Source organism: Sphingobacteriaceae bacterium, assembly GCA_016715905.1.
Classification (GTDB): Bacteria; Bacteroidota; Bacteroidia; order B-17B0; family Aurantibacillaceae; genus Aurantibacillus.
The window spans coordinates 502,130-517,982 of the sequence record JADJXI010000005.1; the positions used below are offsets into that span (position 1 = coordinate 502,130).

At 33.1% G+C, this 15,853-nt stretch carries 17 protein-coding genes and 1 other RNA gene; 11 read left to right on the forward strand and 7 right to left on the reverse strand.

Features of this window, described 5'->3' with window-relative positions:
• Window positions 1-351 precede the first annotated feature (351 nt).
• The 5 genes from bamD (at window position 352) to IPM51_09960 (ending at window position 4,027) form a co-directional block, all read left to right on the forward strand.
• A complete protein-coding gene (gene bamD, locus IPM51_09940) occupies window positions 352-1,152 on the forward strand; it encodes an outer membrane protein assembly factor BamD (protein ID MBK9284620.1) in 801 nt (266 codons plus the stop codon).
• A 1-nt stretch (window position 1,153) separates the two neighbouring features.
• Complete coding sequence (locus IPM51_09945; protein MBK9284621.1) at window positions 1,154-1,480, forward strand: DNA-directed RNA polymerase subunit omega; 327 nt, start codon at window positions 1,154-1,156, stop codon at window positions 1,478-1,480.
• A gap of 60 nt (window positions 1,481-1,540) precedes the next feature.
• Window positions 1,541-2,734: a bifunctional phosphopantothenoylcysteine decarboxylase/phosphopantothenate--cysteine ligase CoaBC gene (gene coaBC, locus IPM51_09950; protein MBK9284622.1), complete on the forward strand. Its 1,194-nt coding sequence runs from the start codon at window positions 1,541-1,543 to the stop codon at window positions 2,732-2,734.
• Window positions 2,731-3,627 carry a DUF4835 family protein gene (locus tag IPM51_09955; GenBank protein MBK9284623.1) on the forward strand — a complete coding sequence of 299 codons (897 nt, stop codon included), beginning with the start codon at window positions 2,731-2,733 and terminating at the stop codon, window positions 3,625-3,627. Before coaBC ends, IPM51_09955 begins: the two co-directional genes overlap by 4 nt.
• Before the next feature lie 94 nt (window positions 3,628-3,721).
• Window positions 3,722-4,027 carry a hypothetical protein gene (locus tag IPM51_09960; GenBank protein MBK9284624.1) on the forward strand — a complete coding sequence of 102 codons (306 nt, stop codon included), beginning with the start codon at window positions 3,722-3,724 and terminating at the stop codon, window positions 4,025-4,027.
• A gap of 75 nt (window positions 4,028-4,102) precedes the next feature.
• On the opposite strand, the gene IPM51_09965 is transcribed toward IPM51_09960, so the two are convergent.
• The 6 genes from IPM51_09965 to ffs form a co-directional block, all read right to left on the reverse strand.
• Complete coding sequence (locus IPM51_09965; GenBank protein ID MBK9284625.1) at window positions 4,103-5,683, reverse strand: tetratricopeptide repeat protein; 1,581 nt, start codon at window positions 5,681-5,683, stop codon at window positions 4,103-4,105.
• Window positions 5,684-5,924: 241 nt separating this feature from the next.
• Entirely contained in the window at window positions 5,925-6,533 is a 609-nt protein-coding gene (locus tag IPM51_09970; GenBank protein MBK9284626.1) for a bifunctional nuclease family protein, read from the reverse strand.
• Between the two features lie 30 nt (window positions 6,534-6,563).
• Window positions 6,564-7,541: an electron transfer flavoprotein subunit alpha/FixB family protein gene (locus IPM51_09975; protein MBK9284627.1), complete on the reverse strand. Its 978-nt coding sequence runs from the start codon at window positions 7,539-7,541 to the stop codon at window positions 6,564-6,566.
• A gap of 22 nt (window positions 7,542-7,563) precedes the next feature.
• Window positions 7,564-8,307: an electron transfer flavoprotein subunit beta/FixA family protein gene (locus tag IPM51_09980; protein MBK9284628.1), complete on the reverse strand. Its 744-nt coding sequence runs from the start codon at window positions 8,305-8,307 to the stop codon at window positions 7,564-7,566.
• Between the two features lie 139 nt (window positions 8,308-8,446).
• On the reverse strand, window positions 8,447-9,046 hold the full coding sequence (locus tag IPM51_09985; GenBank protein ID MBK9284629.1) for a sigma-70 family RNA polymerase sigma factor: 600 nt from the start codon (window positions 9,044-9,046) through the stop codon (window positions 8,447-8,449).
• A gap of 214 nt (window positions 9,047-9,260) precedes the next feature.
• Window positions 9,261-9,359, reverse strand: an RNA gene (gene ffs / locus IPM51_09990) — signal recognition particle sRNA small type.
• A gap of 83 nt (window positions 9,360-9,442) precedes the next feature.
• Here ffs and IPM51_09995 point away from each other — a divergent pair.
• The 3 genes from IPM51_09995 (at window position 9,443) to IPM51_10005 (ending at window position 12,442) form a co-directional block, all read left to right on the forward strand.
• A complete protein-coding gene (locus IPM51_09995; protein MBK9284630.1) occupies window positions 9,443-10,405 on the forward strand; it encodes a glycosyltransferase family 2 protein in 963 nt (320 codons plus the stop codon).
• Window positions 10,402-10,995: a hypothetical protein gene (locus tag IPM51_10000; GenBank protein MBK9284631.1), complete on the forward strand. Its 594-nt coding sequence runs from the start codon at window positions 10,402-10,404 to the stop codon at window positions 10,993-10,995. The genes IPM51_09995 and IPM51_10000 overlap by 4 nt, the downstream gene beginning before the upstream one ends.
• A 76-nt stretch (window positions 10,996-11,071) precedes the next feature.
• On the forward strand, window positions 11,072-12,442 hold the full coding sequence (locus IPM51_10005) for a VWA domain-containing protein (GenBank protein MBK9284632.1): 1,371 nt from the start codon (window positions 11,072-11,074) through the stop codon (window positions 12,440-12,442).
• Between the two features lie 5 nt (window positions 12,443-12,447).
• On the opposite strand, the gene IPM51_10010 is transcribed toward IPM51_10005, so the two are convergent.
• On the reverse strand, window positions 12,448-13,563 hold the full coding sequence (locus tag IPM51_10010) for an acyl-CoA desaturase (protein MBK9284633.1): 1,116 nt from the start codon (window positions 13,561-13,563) through the stop codon (window positions 12,448-12,450).
• A gap of 214 nt (window positions 13,564-13,777) precedes the next feature.
• Here IPM51_10010 and IPM51_10015 point away from each other — a divergent pair, with 214 nt between their 5' ends.
• From IPM51_10015 to IPM51_10025, 3 genes are all read left to right on the forward strand, one after another.
• A complete protein-coding gene (locus IPM51_10015; GenBank protein ID MBK9284634.1) occupies window positions 13,778-14,746 on the forward strand; it encodes a hypothetical protein in 969 nt (322 codons plus the stop codon).
• A 256-nt stretch (window positions 14,747-15,002) separates the two neighbouring features.
• Window positions 15,003-15,272, forward strand: a complete 270-nt coding sequence (locus tag IPM51_10020; GenBank protein MBK9284635.1) for a hypothetical protein — start codon at window positions 15,003-15,005, stop codon at window positions 15,270-15,272.
• A 146-nt stretch (window positions 15,273-15,418) separates the two neighbouring features.
• Complete coding sequence (locus tag IPM51_10025; GenBank protein MBK9284636.1) at window positions 15,419-15,844, forward strand: hypothetical protein; 426 nt, start codon at window positions 15,419-15,421, stop codon at window positions 15,842-15,844.
• Window positions 15,845-15,853 lie beyond the last annotated feature (9 nt).

A 15,853-nucleotide genomic window follows, 5' to 3' on the forward strand; every position in this document is an offset into this window, starting at 1 on the left:
AAATCAAAAAGGCAAAAACTATGAACAGGCTAAAATCTTTAAACGTTAGGACCTTTCTTTCACTCATTCATGTATGTTATTTACTAATTAACTTGTCACTTTTAAACATATAATGCTGTAAATGAGTACCTTTGTTTAGTCACTTTTCTTTATGAACGTTTAATATAAGGGAAGAGTGGTTAAATAAATTGAATAACGGCATTGGGTAAATTGTGTGAATTGCCCATATTTTGAACCATAATATCTGTACTAGTGTAAATTGTTTGTGTGTAAAGCGTGGGTTTAGCTCCCACGCTTTATTTTTTAATTTAGGTTAATTTAACCACAACGGGCACGTGCATTTTGCTATTTTTGCCTTTTCTGAAACACATAATTATCATATTATTAATTCTATTTGCTTTTACCGGTTGCGACAGGTATAACAAGCTTCTAAAAAGTACCGATTACGAGTTAAAGTTAACTAAAGCTAAAGAGTACTATGATAAGGGCTCTTATATAAAGTCATCCCAATTGTATGAAGAACTAATTCCGGTAGTAAAAGGTACTGAGCGAGCAGAGGAAGTTTATTATTATTACACCTGGAGCGAGTATTATTTAGGCGATTATTTAATCAGTCAATATCATTTTAAGAATTTCACTCGGCAGTTTCCCGCTAGCACTAAGGCAGAGGAGTGTTATTACATGAATGCCTATTGTTACTATTTAACCTCAGCTAATTACAAACTCGATCAAACAACTACCAAAAATGCAATTAAGGAATATCAATCATTCATTGATGCTTACCCGGAAAGTGCTCGGATAGATACCAGTAATATTTTGATTGATAAACTGAGGGAAAAATTAGAGCGAAAAGATTATGAAATTGTTAAGCAGTACTACAAATTGGATGAATGGAAAGCGGCCATAGTTTCTACTCAGGGATTTATAAAAGAATATCCTAGCGGAAAATATACCGAAGAAATGTATTTTATGATGATAAATTCATACTTTTTGCTGGCTCAGAAGAGTATTCCTCAGAAAAAGGCAGAAAGATTGGATGGAGCTATAGAAAATTATCTGAAATTTGCAGATCTTTTCCCCAAAAGTTCGTATCTTAGTCGCGCCGAATCAATTTATGCAGATTGCAGAAAATTGAGAGATAAAATTAATTAATATGGATTTTAAGAAAACTAATGCAGAACAGAGTATCGCAACTCGCGATATCAGAAGATTTGATGGTCAAACCGGGAATGTTTATGAAGCGGTTGCTATTATGAGCAAGAGAGCCAATCAAATTAGTTCAGAAATAAAAGAAGAACTTTCCGGAAAATTACAGGAATTTAGCAGTCATACTGATAATTTAGAGGAGGTTTTTGAAAATAGAGAACAAATTGAAATTTCAAAGCATTATGAGAAATTGCCAAAACCTTCACTTATTTCAATTCAGGAGTTTTTGGAAGAGAAGATTTATTATCGGAACCCAACTAAAGAAACGGAATAAAAATTAATCCTCTTTGAATAGGGCAGTGGGCTTTGGCTTTACTGCCTTTTTCGTTTAAAGATGTTAACGGGTAAAAAAATATTATTAGGGGTAACCGGTGGAATTGCCGCATACAAATGCGCTCACCTTGTTCGATTGCTTAAAAAACAAAATGCAGAGGTTAGAGTGATTATCACTAAAAGCGCTTCTGATTTTGTAACCGCCAAAACACTTTCCGTTTTAAGTGGCCATGAAGTTATATCTGATTTTTACAGCTCTATTAATGTTTGGAACAATCACGTGGCTTTGGCAGAATGGGCTGATTTATTATTAATAGCTCCTTTAACTGCAAATTCCCTTGCTAAAATGGCAAATGGCCAATGTGATAATGTTTTATTAGCTACTTATTTATCTTGTCGAAATAAATGCATGGTTGCACCGGCTATGGATTTAGAAATGTACAAACACCCAACTACAATCGAAAACTTAAAAAAATTATCGGTTTATCATGTGGATATTATACCGGCAGAAAGCGGAGCGTTAGCCAGCGGATTAAGTGGTGAAGGGAGAATGGCAGAACCTGAAAATATCGTGAATTCAATTATATATTTTTTTAATAAGGGACTTCCTTTGCATAAAAAAAATATTTTAATAAATGCAGGTCCCACTTATGAGGCTATTGATCCGGTTCGTTTTATAGGGAACAGAAGTAGTGGTAAAATGGGTATAGCTATTGCCGAAGAATGTGCGAAACTTGGTGCACAGGTTACTTTGGTAATAGGGCCTTCACCTCATCGTCCTGTAAACTCTTCCATCCAAGTTCAGGAAATCGAAAATTCAGAGCAAATGCATTTACATTGCGTTAAAGCTTTTAAAAATTGCGATATCGCCATTTGCACTGCCGCTGTTTCAGATTACAAACCTGCAAAAATTGAAAACAAAAAAATAAAAAAATCGGGGAAAAATATCGAATTGAAACTTAACCAAACTGTTGACGTTATTAAAGCCTTAGGGGATATAAAAAACAAAAAACAGATTTTGGTTGGATTTGCATTAGAAACCGAAAATTTGCATGTTAATGCAAAGAAGAAATTAAAGGAAAAAAATCTAGATTTTATTGTAGCTAATGAAGCCGGTGGTGAAGGAGGATTTGGGTCTGATTTGAATCAGGTTAGCATCATTGATAAACACAATAAAATCACTAATTTTGAGTTAAAGTCAAAACAGCAAGTAGCCAGTGATATATTAGACTACCTAATTAAAAATCTAATTTGAAAAAAGTAATTGTCATAATTCTAGTAATGTTATTTGCTGTTTGTATTCAGGCACAGGAATTAAATTGTAACATTACCATAAACACCGATCAGATTCAAGGTACGGCTGAAAAACAAATTTTTGAACAATTAAGAAAATCTGTATTTGAATTTATGAATAACACTAAATGGACTAGTGATATTTTTACCGCACAAGAAAAAATTGATTGTTCAATTTTAATTATTATAAAACAAAAAGTAAGTAACGAAGATTATTCTGCATCTATACAGGTTCAAAGTACCCGGCCGGTATTTAAAAGTTCATACCGTACACCGGTTTTTAATATGGAAGACGAAAATTTTGAATTTCGTTTTCAGCAGTTTACAACCCTTGATTTTAATATTAATAGTTTTCAAAATAATTTAACGCAGGTATTGGCTTTTTATGCCTACGTGATTTTAGCAGTTGATTATGATACTTTTTCTTCCCTTGGAGGAACACCCTATTGGCAAAAAGCACAAACCATTGTAAACAATGCACAATCAGCGAATGAAAAAGGATGGAGAAGTAATGATGGAAATAAAAATCGGTATTGGTTAATTGAAAATACTTTGCAACCTGTTTTTCAAGGTATACGAGATTGCATGTTTCAATATTGTTATTTAGGTTTGGATATCATGCATGAAAAAACAGAAGAAGGAAGAGCAAATATTTTAAAAGCATTGGATTTATTAAAGCCTGTATATCAAGCTCGTCCTGCCTCATTTAATATGCAATTATTTTTTAATGCAAAAACCGATGAATTGGTAAATATTTTCAAGGGCGCACAACCCGATGAAAAAGAAAAGGCCAGAGATGTGCTCATGACGGTAGACCCTGCGAACACAACAAAATATCTCAAAATAGCCGGTTAATTGCCTGTTTTTGCACCGATTTGCGAATTTTAACACCATTTTTATACTCTAAAAAATAAATAAAACTATCTTTATATAAATAAAAATTTAAAACATGAAAAAAACATTATTTACCATAGCTTTTGTGTCGTTATTTGCAATTGCTGCTAATGCCCAAGACAGTAAGACTAAAAAAGATTCTAAACCTAAAACTGAAAAGGCTCCCGTATCAACAGATGCAGCTGCTCCGGCAGTAAATGCTGACGGAACTTTAGTAACGGAAACTGCAACTGAAGTAAAAAAAGAAGAAACAACGCCAACTACTAAAAAATCAAGAATGGCCATCAACCAAAAAGGAACGCCGGCCAGTTCAAAAAATACCACTAAGGAAGATAAGGCTGCCACAGGCAATCCGAAATAATTTTTAATAGGAATAAAAAAAGCCCGAATTTTTATTCGGGCTTTTTTGTTAATGTAATAACTAGTAATCGGATAATTAATGTATAATTTTATTTTTTTCCGATAAAATTTTCTCAATATACTGATGTGTTGGCAATAAAGAATTTTGAATTCTTTTTGCGTAATGAATACTATCTAAAATCTCACATTGCTTTTCTTCTATTATCTCTTTTTGTTTTTTTGTCACTTTTAGAGTTCGGAAAATATAAAAAGAAACAATTATAACAAGTAATAAGCCAAAGGCAATAGCGAATATTATTATTTTTTGAACTCTATTTTTTTCTTCAGATAATAATCGTTCTTTTTCTTGTTCTTTCAACAATAAAGCCTCTTTTTTTTCAAATTCGTAATTAATTTGACTCCGAATTAAAAGTTTATTATTCTTTTCATTATTAATTATGCTACTATAAGTTAATCCTAATCTATAATTTTCCATTGATGATTTAAAGTCGCCCAATATCGAATCAATTTTGTACTTGTTTGTAGTGGAGGAAACAATTAATGAAGGAGCCATAAGATTTAAAGCAATTTGCAAAGAACTATCAGCATAAGCTTTAGCCAACTTAATATTTAATACGTTTTTTCTATTATGTAGATATTTTTTTATATACAGCAAACTTAATTTAGACATGCAATTTGAAATTTGACCCTTATCTCCAAGGTTACGATACTTTTGTAGGGCCATATTAAATAATTCATTTGATTCAGAATAATTTTCGATGTCGGTTAATATTGATGCTATGTTAACATAAGATCCAGCAATTCCATAATTATCCTTTAATTTTTCTTTTAAGGCGAGGCTTTTTCTGTGATAATATAGTGCTGTATTATTATCCCCTTTTTTATCATATTCTAACGCAATATTATTATAGATATAGGCTATTATTCGTTCGCTATTTATTTCCTTAGCTACAATTAGTGCTTTTTGAAAGTACTCAATTGCTTTTTCATCATTTGTGGTTTGATAGAGGTGCGCTATATTATTCAATACCGTTGCAATTAGGTTTTTATTTTCAATTTTCTCATAATGTTTCAAACATTTATGCCAATTGGCTAATGCCTCCGGTATATTACCTTTTTGAAATTGAAGATAAGCCAGATTCATTATGTTTTCAATGTGAAAATTTATGTCGCCGCAATCAATGGAATAAATGCAAGCTTCTTGAAAATACTTAATTGCCGCGTCATAATTACTTTTATTACCTTCATGAAAGCCGATATTCGCAAAAGCCGTTGATAATATTTTTTTATTGCCCGTAAGTTTACTTATACGTATCACTTTTTGATAATAATGAAGAACTTCTTCTGATTTCCCTTCTTCTTCACCAACATAAGCTAGCTGTAGAAGTGTATTTGCTAATCCGTCAGGATTCTCTGCCTGTGACATTAATTTGCAGGTATTTTGAAAATATTTTTCGGTTTTTTCCAATTCGCCCATTTTTTTAGATAAAACGCCTAATCGGTATTCAGCAGCAGCTAATCCAATTTTTGCATTTTTGGATATACTAGAAACATTGTTTTCTTTCAATTGGAGAGCGATATTTTTGGCGCTCAAAATATTATTTTTGGCTTGTACGAATGTAGTATCGGTATCTGAGATTAATAATAGCAATTTCATTTTGATACTATCTTGAGAAGAAGCTTTCAATATCTTAATTAAAGAATCTTCATTTTGACAAAAAACGAATTGGCTTGAAAAAACCAAGTAAAATACGATTATGATTAACTTTAAGAAATTAAATTGCATGGATAGAATTTCAAGAAATTAAATTTATGGTAATAACTCTTCTTTGATGAAATTCGCTTAAAATGAAATTTATGATACTGAAAAAGGACATCATTCAGAGAAACAGTATGCATCAAGATTTTTTGCGTTGATTTAATTCGTCGCGAATTTTAGAAGCCATTTCATATTGTTCTTCATCCAATGCTGTTTTTAGCATGTTTTTCAATTCTTCTGTACTTTTATCTTTGTAAGAATCTGTACCTGATAAAGAAACTTCGCCTTCAGTTGTTTTTTCACTAATTTCTTCATCACTCAATGGAGGGGTAGATTCATCATCTAACACAATTCCGGCATTCTTTAAAATAAACTCGTGTGTAAAAATCGGACAATTAAAACGAACAGCCAAGGCAATAGCATCACTGGTTCTTGCATCAATTTCAACATCTTTTGTTCCGTCATTACACATCAATTTGGCATAAAATATTCCTTCCACTAAATTGTATATTAATACCTCCGTTACCTGAATATTGAAAGTTTCAGCAAATGATTTAAATAGATCGTGGGTTAGTGGTCGGCTAGGGCTCATTTTTTCTAATTCAATGGCAATAGCCTGCGCTTCAAACCCACCTATTATAATTGGTAATCGTCTGCTACCCGCACTCTCACCCAAAACGAGCGCATAGGCTCCACTTTGCGTTTGACTATACGACAGCCCTACAATTTCCAACCTAACCTTTTTCATTTTCAATATTAAAGATAAGAATAAATAAAATTAATTTTGGCTGGCCTTAAATTTTTTGATTGATTCAGTAAGTTTAGGTAAAATGCTAAAAGCATCACCAACTATTCCATAATCGGCAGATTTAAAGAAAGGTGCTTCCTTATCGTTATTAATTACTACAATGGTTTTGCTACCATTTACTCCGGCTAAATGCTGAATAGCACCCGAAATACCAACGGCAATATATAAATTGGGTCTGATTGCTACGCCGGTTTGTCCCACGTGTTCATGATGTGGTCTCCAATGCATATCGGCTACAGGGCGCGAACAAGCCGTAGTAGCACCTAAGGCGCCCGCTAATTCTTCTACTATTCCCCAATGTTCAGGTCCTTTTAATCCTCTTCCTGCGCTTACTACCAGTTCGGCTTCCGGAAGCGGAATCATTCCTCCTGATTGAATAGCTTTAACTTCTTTGATTTTTATTTTTGCTGTGTAGTTACTTAAGTCAGGGGTGAATTCACTCACGGTTGCTTTATTTTCGCTTGCGGTAACCGGAAAACTATTTGGTAATAAAGAAATAATTTTCACATCGCTATTGATTACATAGGTTGCCACTGCCTTTCCGGAGAATACATTTTTTTTCACTTCAAATGTGTTGCCGTTTACTACAGGCACGTCAACAGCGCCGGCTACTAAACCTGCCTTTAATTTTGCAGATAATCTGGGAGCAACAGCTTTTCCCGTTAAATCAAAAGCGAATATTAAAGCCTTTGCGTTTTCAGCTTTGGCGGCTTGTTCAATAGCTAAACTTAAAGCAATAGAATCGCTATTTAAAATATCATTTTTTACACTAAGTATTTTTGAAGCACCCGCTTTACCAATTTCTTCCAATTGCGCAGCATCGGCATTATTTACAAAAGCTGTAACACTGCTGCCTGTTAATACGGCAATTTTATTGGCGTAATTAATACACTCGAGTGACGCCTTTTTCACTCTTCCTTTATTTATTTCTGCTAATACTAAAATCATAATTTCCTTCGCTTAATTTTTATTAAATCACTTTTGCCTCGGTGTGTAATAATTGAACTAATTCATCAATGTTATCTTCAGTTATCATTTTACAAGTAGTACGGCCTTGACTTAATGTAAATGACTTTATACTAGTTGTAGCGTTGCTTGCAATTGCAGGAATCACTTCCAAAGGTTTAGTACGTGCTGCCATAATTCCTCTCATATTTGGAATACGTTGTTCGGCCATTCCTTTAGCACAACTAACCACTAATGGCGTGGAACACTCAACAATTTGTGTGCCACCTTCTACATCTTGTTCCAAGGTGCAGGTAGAACCATTCATGTCTAATTTTGTTGCTAATGAAACAAAAGGTAAATCCATTTCTCCGGCTATCATCCCGCCTACAGAAGATCCATTATAATTTATGGTTTCTTTACCAACCAAAATCAAATCATATGCATTCGATTTTGCGTAAGCAGCAATATTCTGAGCTACAAATAAGGCATCCGGACTTTCAGCATCAATTCTTACCGCATTATCTGCACCTAATGCCAAACCTTTACGAATAGTAGCTTCACTATCTGCTAATCCAACGTGAATTAAAGTAACTTTTTCGGCCACATTGGCTTCCTTTAATTCTAATGCTTTAACCAAGGCATACCATTCATCGTATGGATTGATTACAAAAGTAACACCGGCACTATTAAATTTAGTGTCACCATCGGTAAATTGAATTTTTGTGGTTGTATCAGGCACATTGCTGATGGCTACAAGTATCTTCATTTGTTAAAAAATTAGGAATGCAAAAATAGCAATTTTATTGAGCTAATAAAACGCTTTTTAGCCTAAAATAGCTTATAGTTAATAACGTATGAATAAAAAAATGCCGGAAAAAATTTACAATAAAAGAAAGATAAAATATTTAGCTGGTGATTGCTATATTTTGTTCTTCTATCATTTTTTTTAAATTTAATAATGCGTATCGCATTCTGCCTAATGCTGTATTAATAGAAACGCCGCTAAACTCTGCAATTTCTTTAAAACTCATATCATAATAGGTACGCATTAAAACAACTTCCCTTTGATCAAGAGGTAGTTTTTGAATTAAGGCCCTTACATTATATTTCGTTTTTTCATCTTGCTGTACAAGCATGTCGGCCGTTTCCTCCGATGAAATGGAGTGAAAAGCAGTTATTTCTTCGCCTTCTTCATTCACGTAAACCGGAGCCGGTGGCATTTTCTTTAAAGCACGATAATGGTCAATAATTAAATTTCGGGCAATTCGTAATACCCAAGGTAAAAATTTACCTTCCTCATTGTATTGCCCCCTTTTAAGGGTTTGTATTACTTTAAAAAAAGTTTCTTGAAAAACATCATTAGCTAATTCTCGGTCTTTAGTCACGCAAATAATGGATGTAAAGATTTTAGTTTTGTGTCTTTCCAACAAAACGGCTAACGATTCTTCTTTTCCTGAGATGTAGAGTTGAACCAACTCTGTATCATTCAATAACTGAATAGACATATTTTTTTACTTGCTTTTAAATTAATAGTGCGGAGATTGCTAGTAAAAGTCTATTCTATAAAAATGATTTTTAGATTGTTTAAGCAAATATAGACCATTTTGCTTAAGTATTGAAATTGAAATGTTAATTTTGGCCTTGTTTTGAGTGAAATGATGAGTTTAATGAGTCAAAAACTACTTAATAATAGCCAATTACAAATTATTGGGCATAAAAAAAGGGTAAGCTACTCTCATCGCACCGCTACAACCACTTACCCTTGCTACGTTCCCGTCCTGGGGGATTCAGCAGGAGCTGGTCGTGAGAGACTTACCCGAGGCAAAATTAACAATAATTTTAATTTTAAGGGAAAAATAAAATAAATTGCATTACTTCACTCCTGATATTTGTAAAACGATATGAATCTATCCATAGTTATCCCCTTATTTAATGAAAAAGAATCTTTGCCGGAGTTGTATGAATGGATAGTAAGGGTAATGCATGAAAATTCTTATTCTTATGAGATTATTTTTATTGATGATGGAAGTAAAGATGAATCATGGGAGGTTATTCGGAATTTGTCAGATAAAAATAAACAGGTTAAAGGAATAAAATTCAGTCGTAATTATGGCAAATCGCCTGCTCTTCAAGTTGGATTTGAAGCTGCACAGGGTGATGTTGTAATAACTATGGATGCCGACTTGCAGGATAGTCCGGATGAAATACCCGGTTTGTACAACATGATTGTTCAAGAAAAATATGATTTGGTAAGTGGATGGAAAAAGAAACGATATGATAATGCATTTACTAAAAATTTACCTTCTAAATTATATAATTGGACAAACCGAAAAATTAGTGGAATAAAGCTGCATGATATGAATTGCGGACTAAAGGCCTATAGAAATAAAGTAATAAAAAGTATTGAGGTTTATGGAGAAATGCATCGCTTCATTCCGGTAATGGCCAAAGCAGCGGGTTTCGATAGAATAGGAGAGAAAGTAGTTAAACATCAGGCCAGAAAATATGGTTATTCCAAATTTGGTTGGAACCGTTTTATTAATGGTTTTTTGGATTTACTAACCATAACATTTCTATCTAAATTCGGAAAAAGACCTATGCACTTTTTTGGTTTGGTAGGCACATTAATTTTTATTTTAGGATTTGGCTTTGCATTTTACTTAGGTGTTTATAAATTGTATTGTTCTTATATGCATATTTCGGCTCGTTTGTTAACTGAACGCCCTTCTTTTTATATTTCGCTTACCTGTATGATGTTGGGCAGCATGATGTTCTTGGCCGGTTTTTTAGGCGAATTAATTCTCAGAAACAGTCCTGTTCGGAATGCTTATTTAAAGGATGAGGTTCTAAATATCACGGAATGAAAGAAGAGGGAAAAACAAGAATCCCGCGCAGTCCTAAATCTCCGGAAGAAGTAGCTAATCTGCACTTGTATAAAAAACTAAAGGAGTATAAAAAAGTTGCATCATTTAAACGCACACGATTTTATAAAGTGTGCAATATTTTTAATGTGATTAGCTTTTTTATTTATGTTGAATTAGTTTTCTGTTTCTTTGGCCCTTGTCATTATCAGAATCATTATTCTAAAAATGTAAAAGCGGAGTATGGAAATACCGAAAAAGGAAACGGCGATTTACTGGTGAATGTTTTTATTACTTCGGTAAATGAAAAATCGTATGAGTTTGTGGTTAAGGAAAAAATAAAACCGCCACCCAAGTTTTCTAAATTTTATGTAGGTAAAGATTTTATTTTGCAAAAAGAATTAAAAGGCGGATTTGAAGGAGGAAGTAGGAATTATCGAATCTATACATCCGGAGGAGTCGTTTTTCTGTCTTGTTTTGTAGGTGTTTTTTCGCTGATTTTATTTTCTTATAATATGAATATGCATTTACATTCTTTAAGGGCCATCACTATAATTAATGCTCTTACCATTTTAGGTTTTGTTATATTTTAGTTTTTAAAGGATGTAACGTTTAAAACTATTCAAGCTTATAAATATTTAAATTAAGCCATTTACCTACATTTAGATTGTGATACGCATTCTGATTATTATTTGTTTTATTTTTTCTGCTTACATAACATTAGCACAAAAAAAATCGGTTAAGGCAACCCGAATTTTATTTGTGTTTGATGCCAGTAACAGTATGAAAAACATGCATCAGAACTTAACACGAATGGAAGGAGCCAAACAATTATTTTTCAAGTTTGTGGATACATTAGCGAAGGATAAAAGTTTTCAGTTTGCATTAAGAATGTATGGCCATACCGTAAAATACCCGCCCGGAAATTGTGGCGATAGTAAATTGGTTGTGCCATTTTCATCCAATAATCTTAATTTAATTAAACAAAAAGTAAAAGAGGCTAAACCAACCGGCATAACTCCTATTGAACACTCCTTAACTCAGGCTGCCAATGATTTTCCGGATAACAAAGCCAATAATATTGTGATTATCATTACCGATGGTATTGAAGAATGTGGTGGAGACCCCTGTAAGGCCCGCCAAAAATTAATGGAAAAAGGAATCATTTTTAAACCATTTATTATTGGAATTGGATTGAGTATTGATCAGATCAAAACTTTTGAATGTGTGGGTACTTATTTTGACTATGATAGTGATGAAACTTTTGGAGACATTACTAAAATAATACAGCAGCAAAAATTAAATAAAACGTCGGCACAAGTAAATTTACTGGATTCAAAATCTTTACCCACTGAAACCGATGTGAACATGACTTTTTATGACGTAAAGACGGGGAAATATAAGTATAATTATATGCACACTTTAAATTATAAAGTATTACCCGATACACTTTACTTAGACGATTTTCCTACATACAAAGTTGTGGTTCATACCATACCACCCGTACAAAGTGAGGAGGCTAAATTAACATCAGGTAAGCATACCATAATTCCGGTTGATGCGCCTCAGGGATATTTTTCGGTAAATCGACCTGCCGGTGTATACAATTATAACGAGAAAGTAAAAGTGGTAGTAAGAAAAAACGGTAGTATGGAAACTATAAATGTTCAACAAATAAATAGTACCGATAAATACATAGTTGGTAAATACGATATTGAAATTCTTACTTTGCCAAGAATCTTAATTAGCGGGAACGAAATTTTACAAAGTGCGCATAAAGTTGTAGACATTCCCAATGCAGGAATGCTTCAAATAAAATGCATTGAAGCCGGGGATGGAGCTATACTTGTGCAAAGGGGGGATGAAAGATTAGAGTGGGTAACTAATTTGGGAACGGCAGGAATCCAAACCTATTATTTACAACCCGGTAATTATGTAGCTGTTTGGCGAGCTAGGTCATTAAAAGGAAGTATTTATACAATCGAAAAGAAATTCAAAATTAATTCAGATGTGCAAACTGTTGTTGAATTTTACAGATAATTCCTTTAACCCATTGCATCGTTTAATGAGGGCATTCTTCCGAATTTAACTAAGGCACCTACATGGGACTTTAAAGCTTTACCAAATGTGTCATTTACAAGATAAGGTACATGGTATTCTTCCGCTGTTTTCTTAACGATATGAGAAATTGCCGGATAATGAATATGACAAATAGTAGGGAACAGGTGGTGTTCAACCTGATAGTTCAAACCGCCCACATACCAAGAAATAAGTTTATTGTTCGGTGAAAAATTAACCGTAGTGTTTAATTGATGAATTGCCCAACTGTTTTCAATAGTGTAATTTGAATCGGGTAAAGGATGGCTAGTTTCTTCAACCGTGTGCGCCAATTGAAATATAACTGTTAAAACAAAGCCGGCAATAAATTGCATAAGTAAAAAACCTAAGATATAAGTAAGCACAGGCATTTTTAAAACAAACAATGGAATAACAAGGATATAGGTGAAATAAAATATTTTACTCAAAATAATTTTAAGTAAAATCATATTTTTCTCTTTTTTAGAAACTTTAGTTACACCCTCTTTGTCGTATTTTACAAATTGCACAAAGTCTTTTAATAATGCCCAATAAATTGTAATAATTCCATAGAAGAAAAAAGCATAAACGGGTTGAAATTTATGATACCATTTTACCTCAGTGTGCGGAGAAAAGCGCATAATGAGTTTATCATCAATGTCATCATCTAAGTGCACAATATTGGTATAAGTATGATGTAAAAAATTGTGTTGTTGTTTCCAATTGTATACCGAACCGCCTAATAAATTTAAACTATGTCCAACCCAATAGTTTACTTTGCTGCTGGATGAATAAGCGCCGTGATTGGCATCATGCATCACGCTCATACCTATACCGGCCATGGCAAAACCCATGATGGTCCACAATCCCATACTGATACCTGTAGATGGATTGAATATTAATAAACATATAAATGGAATATAATAAGCAGCCAATAATACAATGGTTTTAATCACCATCGTATAATCATAATGTTTTGATAAATTATTGGTTCTGAAATATTCATCCACTCGTTTTCTTAAAACAGAGAAGAACTCGCTTCGATCCTTATCAGGATCTACAAAACGTAAAGGCTTAAACTGCATATAAATAGGGCTGTATGCAAAGATACTATTAATTAAGTCTTAAAATATAATGCATGTCTAGTATATCCCACAGGCTTGTTAACTACCTGAAATTTAACATTATGACTTTATTATTTTGTCTATATTTGAATGAATTAAATTTTTTTAGTTATTCAATTAAACCTTTTATTTTAACTGTAGTCTTAACTTCAATAAACAACCTAAAACATATAAAATGAAAACAAAATCAATTTTTTATTCTTTATCTGCTCTTTTACTTGTGGGTACATTAAGCTTTACAAGTTGTAAAAAGAAAAAAGCGTTTAAAAATGAAGACGGTCAATCTTCAGAAGATAACAGAACCATGCAAACTGAAAATGATGCGGCGTTATCTGATATCAACGACGTGATGGCTTCTTCCAGTTTAAAAGGAAAAGGCGCTAACTCTTATGATGCTAAAGGTGTTACCGGGAATGTATGCGGTGCAAGTTTGGACAGCGCTAACGTGGGTAACGGTGTAATTCAAATTAATTTTAACGGCACAACATGTAATAATCGAACAAGAACAGGTTCTGTGCGTTTAACTTTATTGGGATGGCCAAGTGTGAAATGGAAAGATGCCGGTGCAGTTACCAGAATTGAGTTTTTAAACTATAAAGTTACCCGTGCTTCTGATGGTAAGTTTATTGAATTGAACGGAGCACAAAAATACAAGAACGTATCAGGAACAACTTGGTGGGATTTATTGTTCACGCAAGCACACTCTTCAATAGTTTCTGAAGTAGTTGAAGATGGAGGAATTACTGCATCGTTTGATGATGGTAAAACAGCAACATATTATATCAACCGAAGAATAACTTATTCTTGGTTAAGCGGATTACGTTTCCAATGCGTTGCTGAAGGAATTGGTTCTTCTGATGGAATAAGCAGTTTAGAGAATTACGGAAAAACGCGTGAAGGAGATTCATTTACTAGTCAGGTTACAACGCCAATTACTTGGAATACCGATTGTGGATGGTGGGCTCCTGTTGCAGGTGCAGTTACAATTAAAGTGGCTGAAAAGGAATTTGAATTGAAATGTACTTTCGCTGTTGATCAAAGCGGAAATCCGGTTGAAGTAGCTCCAAATACTTGTGCTTATGGTTGGAAAGTAGAATGGAAACATAAAAAGAAAACCAAAAACAAAATCTTTGGGTACAAATAATAAAAAGAACTTTAAATTAAATGGGACAGAATTATCTGTCCCTTTTTTTTGTGCCTTTTCGCAAATAATTCTTTTTGTTTTTTGCAAAAACTACAAAACACTTAATGTTATATAAGAAAAAATAATAAAACATTGCTATTCATTCCAAACATAGAAGTATAAATTTTTGATTTTTGAAAATCCAGACTTCTCCTTTGCAATTTCCTTTTATTTATCACCGTCCATCTATAATACTTTTATCAAAAATTAAAGTATTATGAAAATCAACATTTATTTAATCATGGCTATTTCAATCATGGCCTGCAAAAAACAAAATCAAACAGGTGCTCAAGTAGAAGAAAGTAAATACACTTGTTTTTGTAAAACCAAAACAGAAGCCATTGACCATTGCGGTAAAGATTCAGTTACGGCATCACTGGACATTTACGCTACAAGTCCGAATGAGGCACTTACTAATTGTAGGGCGAATGAAATGTCGGCAAAAGACGATTATACCATAACCACTCGAACTTGTGAACTACATTAGTAGGTATATATTATAAAATCACAGGAGTCTAAATCCTATTAGAATACCGTTCGTGTAATAGAAGTAGTGTGTTTGGAGATTCTTTTATAAATGCGAAGTTGTCATCAATTGTTTGCGTAATTTTAATTGGCCATTTTGGGCTTAAAATGTTTAAACAAATTCTATTAATAATTTTTCTCTTATTTTTTACGGGTTTATCTTTTCATGCTCAAATAAATAAACCTAATCCAATAAATGAGATTGTTAATGCGCAACTTCAATGGTATGAATATCCTCATGAGAGTTTTGGTGATACAATTTGTTTCAAATTATTCAAGTATGAACATGTATTAGGATTAGATAATCCGGCTTTTGAGTTTGCTCAAATTCATTTTTATAATCAAAATCAATTCAAAATAGAATATTGGAGATGGTTTACATCCGGCAATTCAGCAAACGGGGGTACGTGGAATCCAATTGGCCCATCTAAAATATTGCTTGATTTTGGCAACGGCAATTGTAAAAATGAATTCGAAATTTTATCCAATTCAAATGGTGTTCTTAAGGCTAAAATAATTCCAATTAATGAATAGGAATAAGAA

Bases quoted from the DNA above. Each gene is read 5' to 3' on its own strand.
- IPM51_09945 (MBK9284621.1), top strand. From the start codon at position 1,154: ATGGATTTTAAGAAAACTAATGCAGAACAGAGTATCGCAACTCGCGAT.
- coaBC (MBK9284622.1), top strand. From the start codon at position 1,541: ATGTTAACGGGTAAAAAAATATTATTAGGGGTAACCGGTGGAATTGCC.
- IPM51_09960 (MBK9284624.1), top strand. From the start codon at position 3,722: ATGAAAAAAACATTATTTACCATAGCTTTTGTGTCGTTATTTGCAATT.
- IPM51_09965 (MBK9284625.1), bottom strand. From the start codon at position 5,683: ATGAAATTGCTATTATTAATCTCAGATACCGATACTACATTCGTACAA.
- IPM51_09970 (MBK9284626.1), bottom strand. From the start codon at position 6,533: ATGAAAAAGGTTAGGTTGGAAATTGTAGGGCTGTCGTATAGTCAAACG.
- IPM51_09975 (MBK9284627.1), bottom strand. From the start codon at position 7,541: ATGATTTTAGTATTAGCAGAAATAAATAAAGGAAGAGTGAAAAAGGCG.
- IPM51_09980 (MBK9284628.1), bottom strand. From the start codon at position 8,307: ATGAAGATACTTGTAGCCATCAGCAATGTGCCTGATACAACCACAAAA.
- IPM51_09985 (MBK9284629.1), bottom strand. From the start codon at position 9,046: ATGTCTATTCAGTTATTGAATGATACAGAGTTGGTTCAACTCTACATC.
- IPM51_09995 (MBK9284630.1), top strand. From the start codon at position 9,443: ATGAATCTATCCATAGTTATCCCCTTATTTAATGAAAAAGAATCTTTG.
- IPM51_10000 (MBK9284631.1), top strand. From the start codon at position 10,402: ATGAAAGAAGAGGGAAAAACAAGAATCCCGCGCAGTCCTAAATCTCCG.
- IPM51_10010 (MBK9284633.1), bottom strand. From the start codon at position 13,563: ATGCAGTTTAAGCCTTTACGTTTTGTAGATCCTGATAAGGATCGAAGC.
- IPM51_10015 (MBK9284634.1), top strand. From the start codon at position 13,778: ATGAAAACAAAATCAATTTTTTATTCTTTATCTGCTCTTTTACTTGTG.
- IPM51_10020 (MBK9284635.1), top strand. From the start codon at position 15,003: ATGAAAATCAACATTTATTTAATCATGGCTATTTCAATCATGGCCTGC.
- IPM51_10025 (MBK9284636.1), top strand. From the start codon at position 15,419: ATGTTTAAACAAATTCTATTAATAATTTTTCTCTTATTTTTTACGGGT.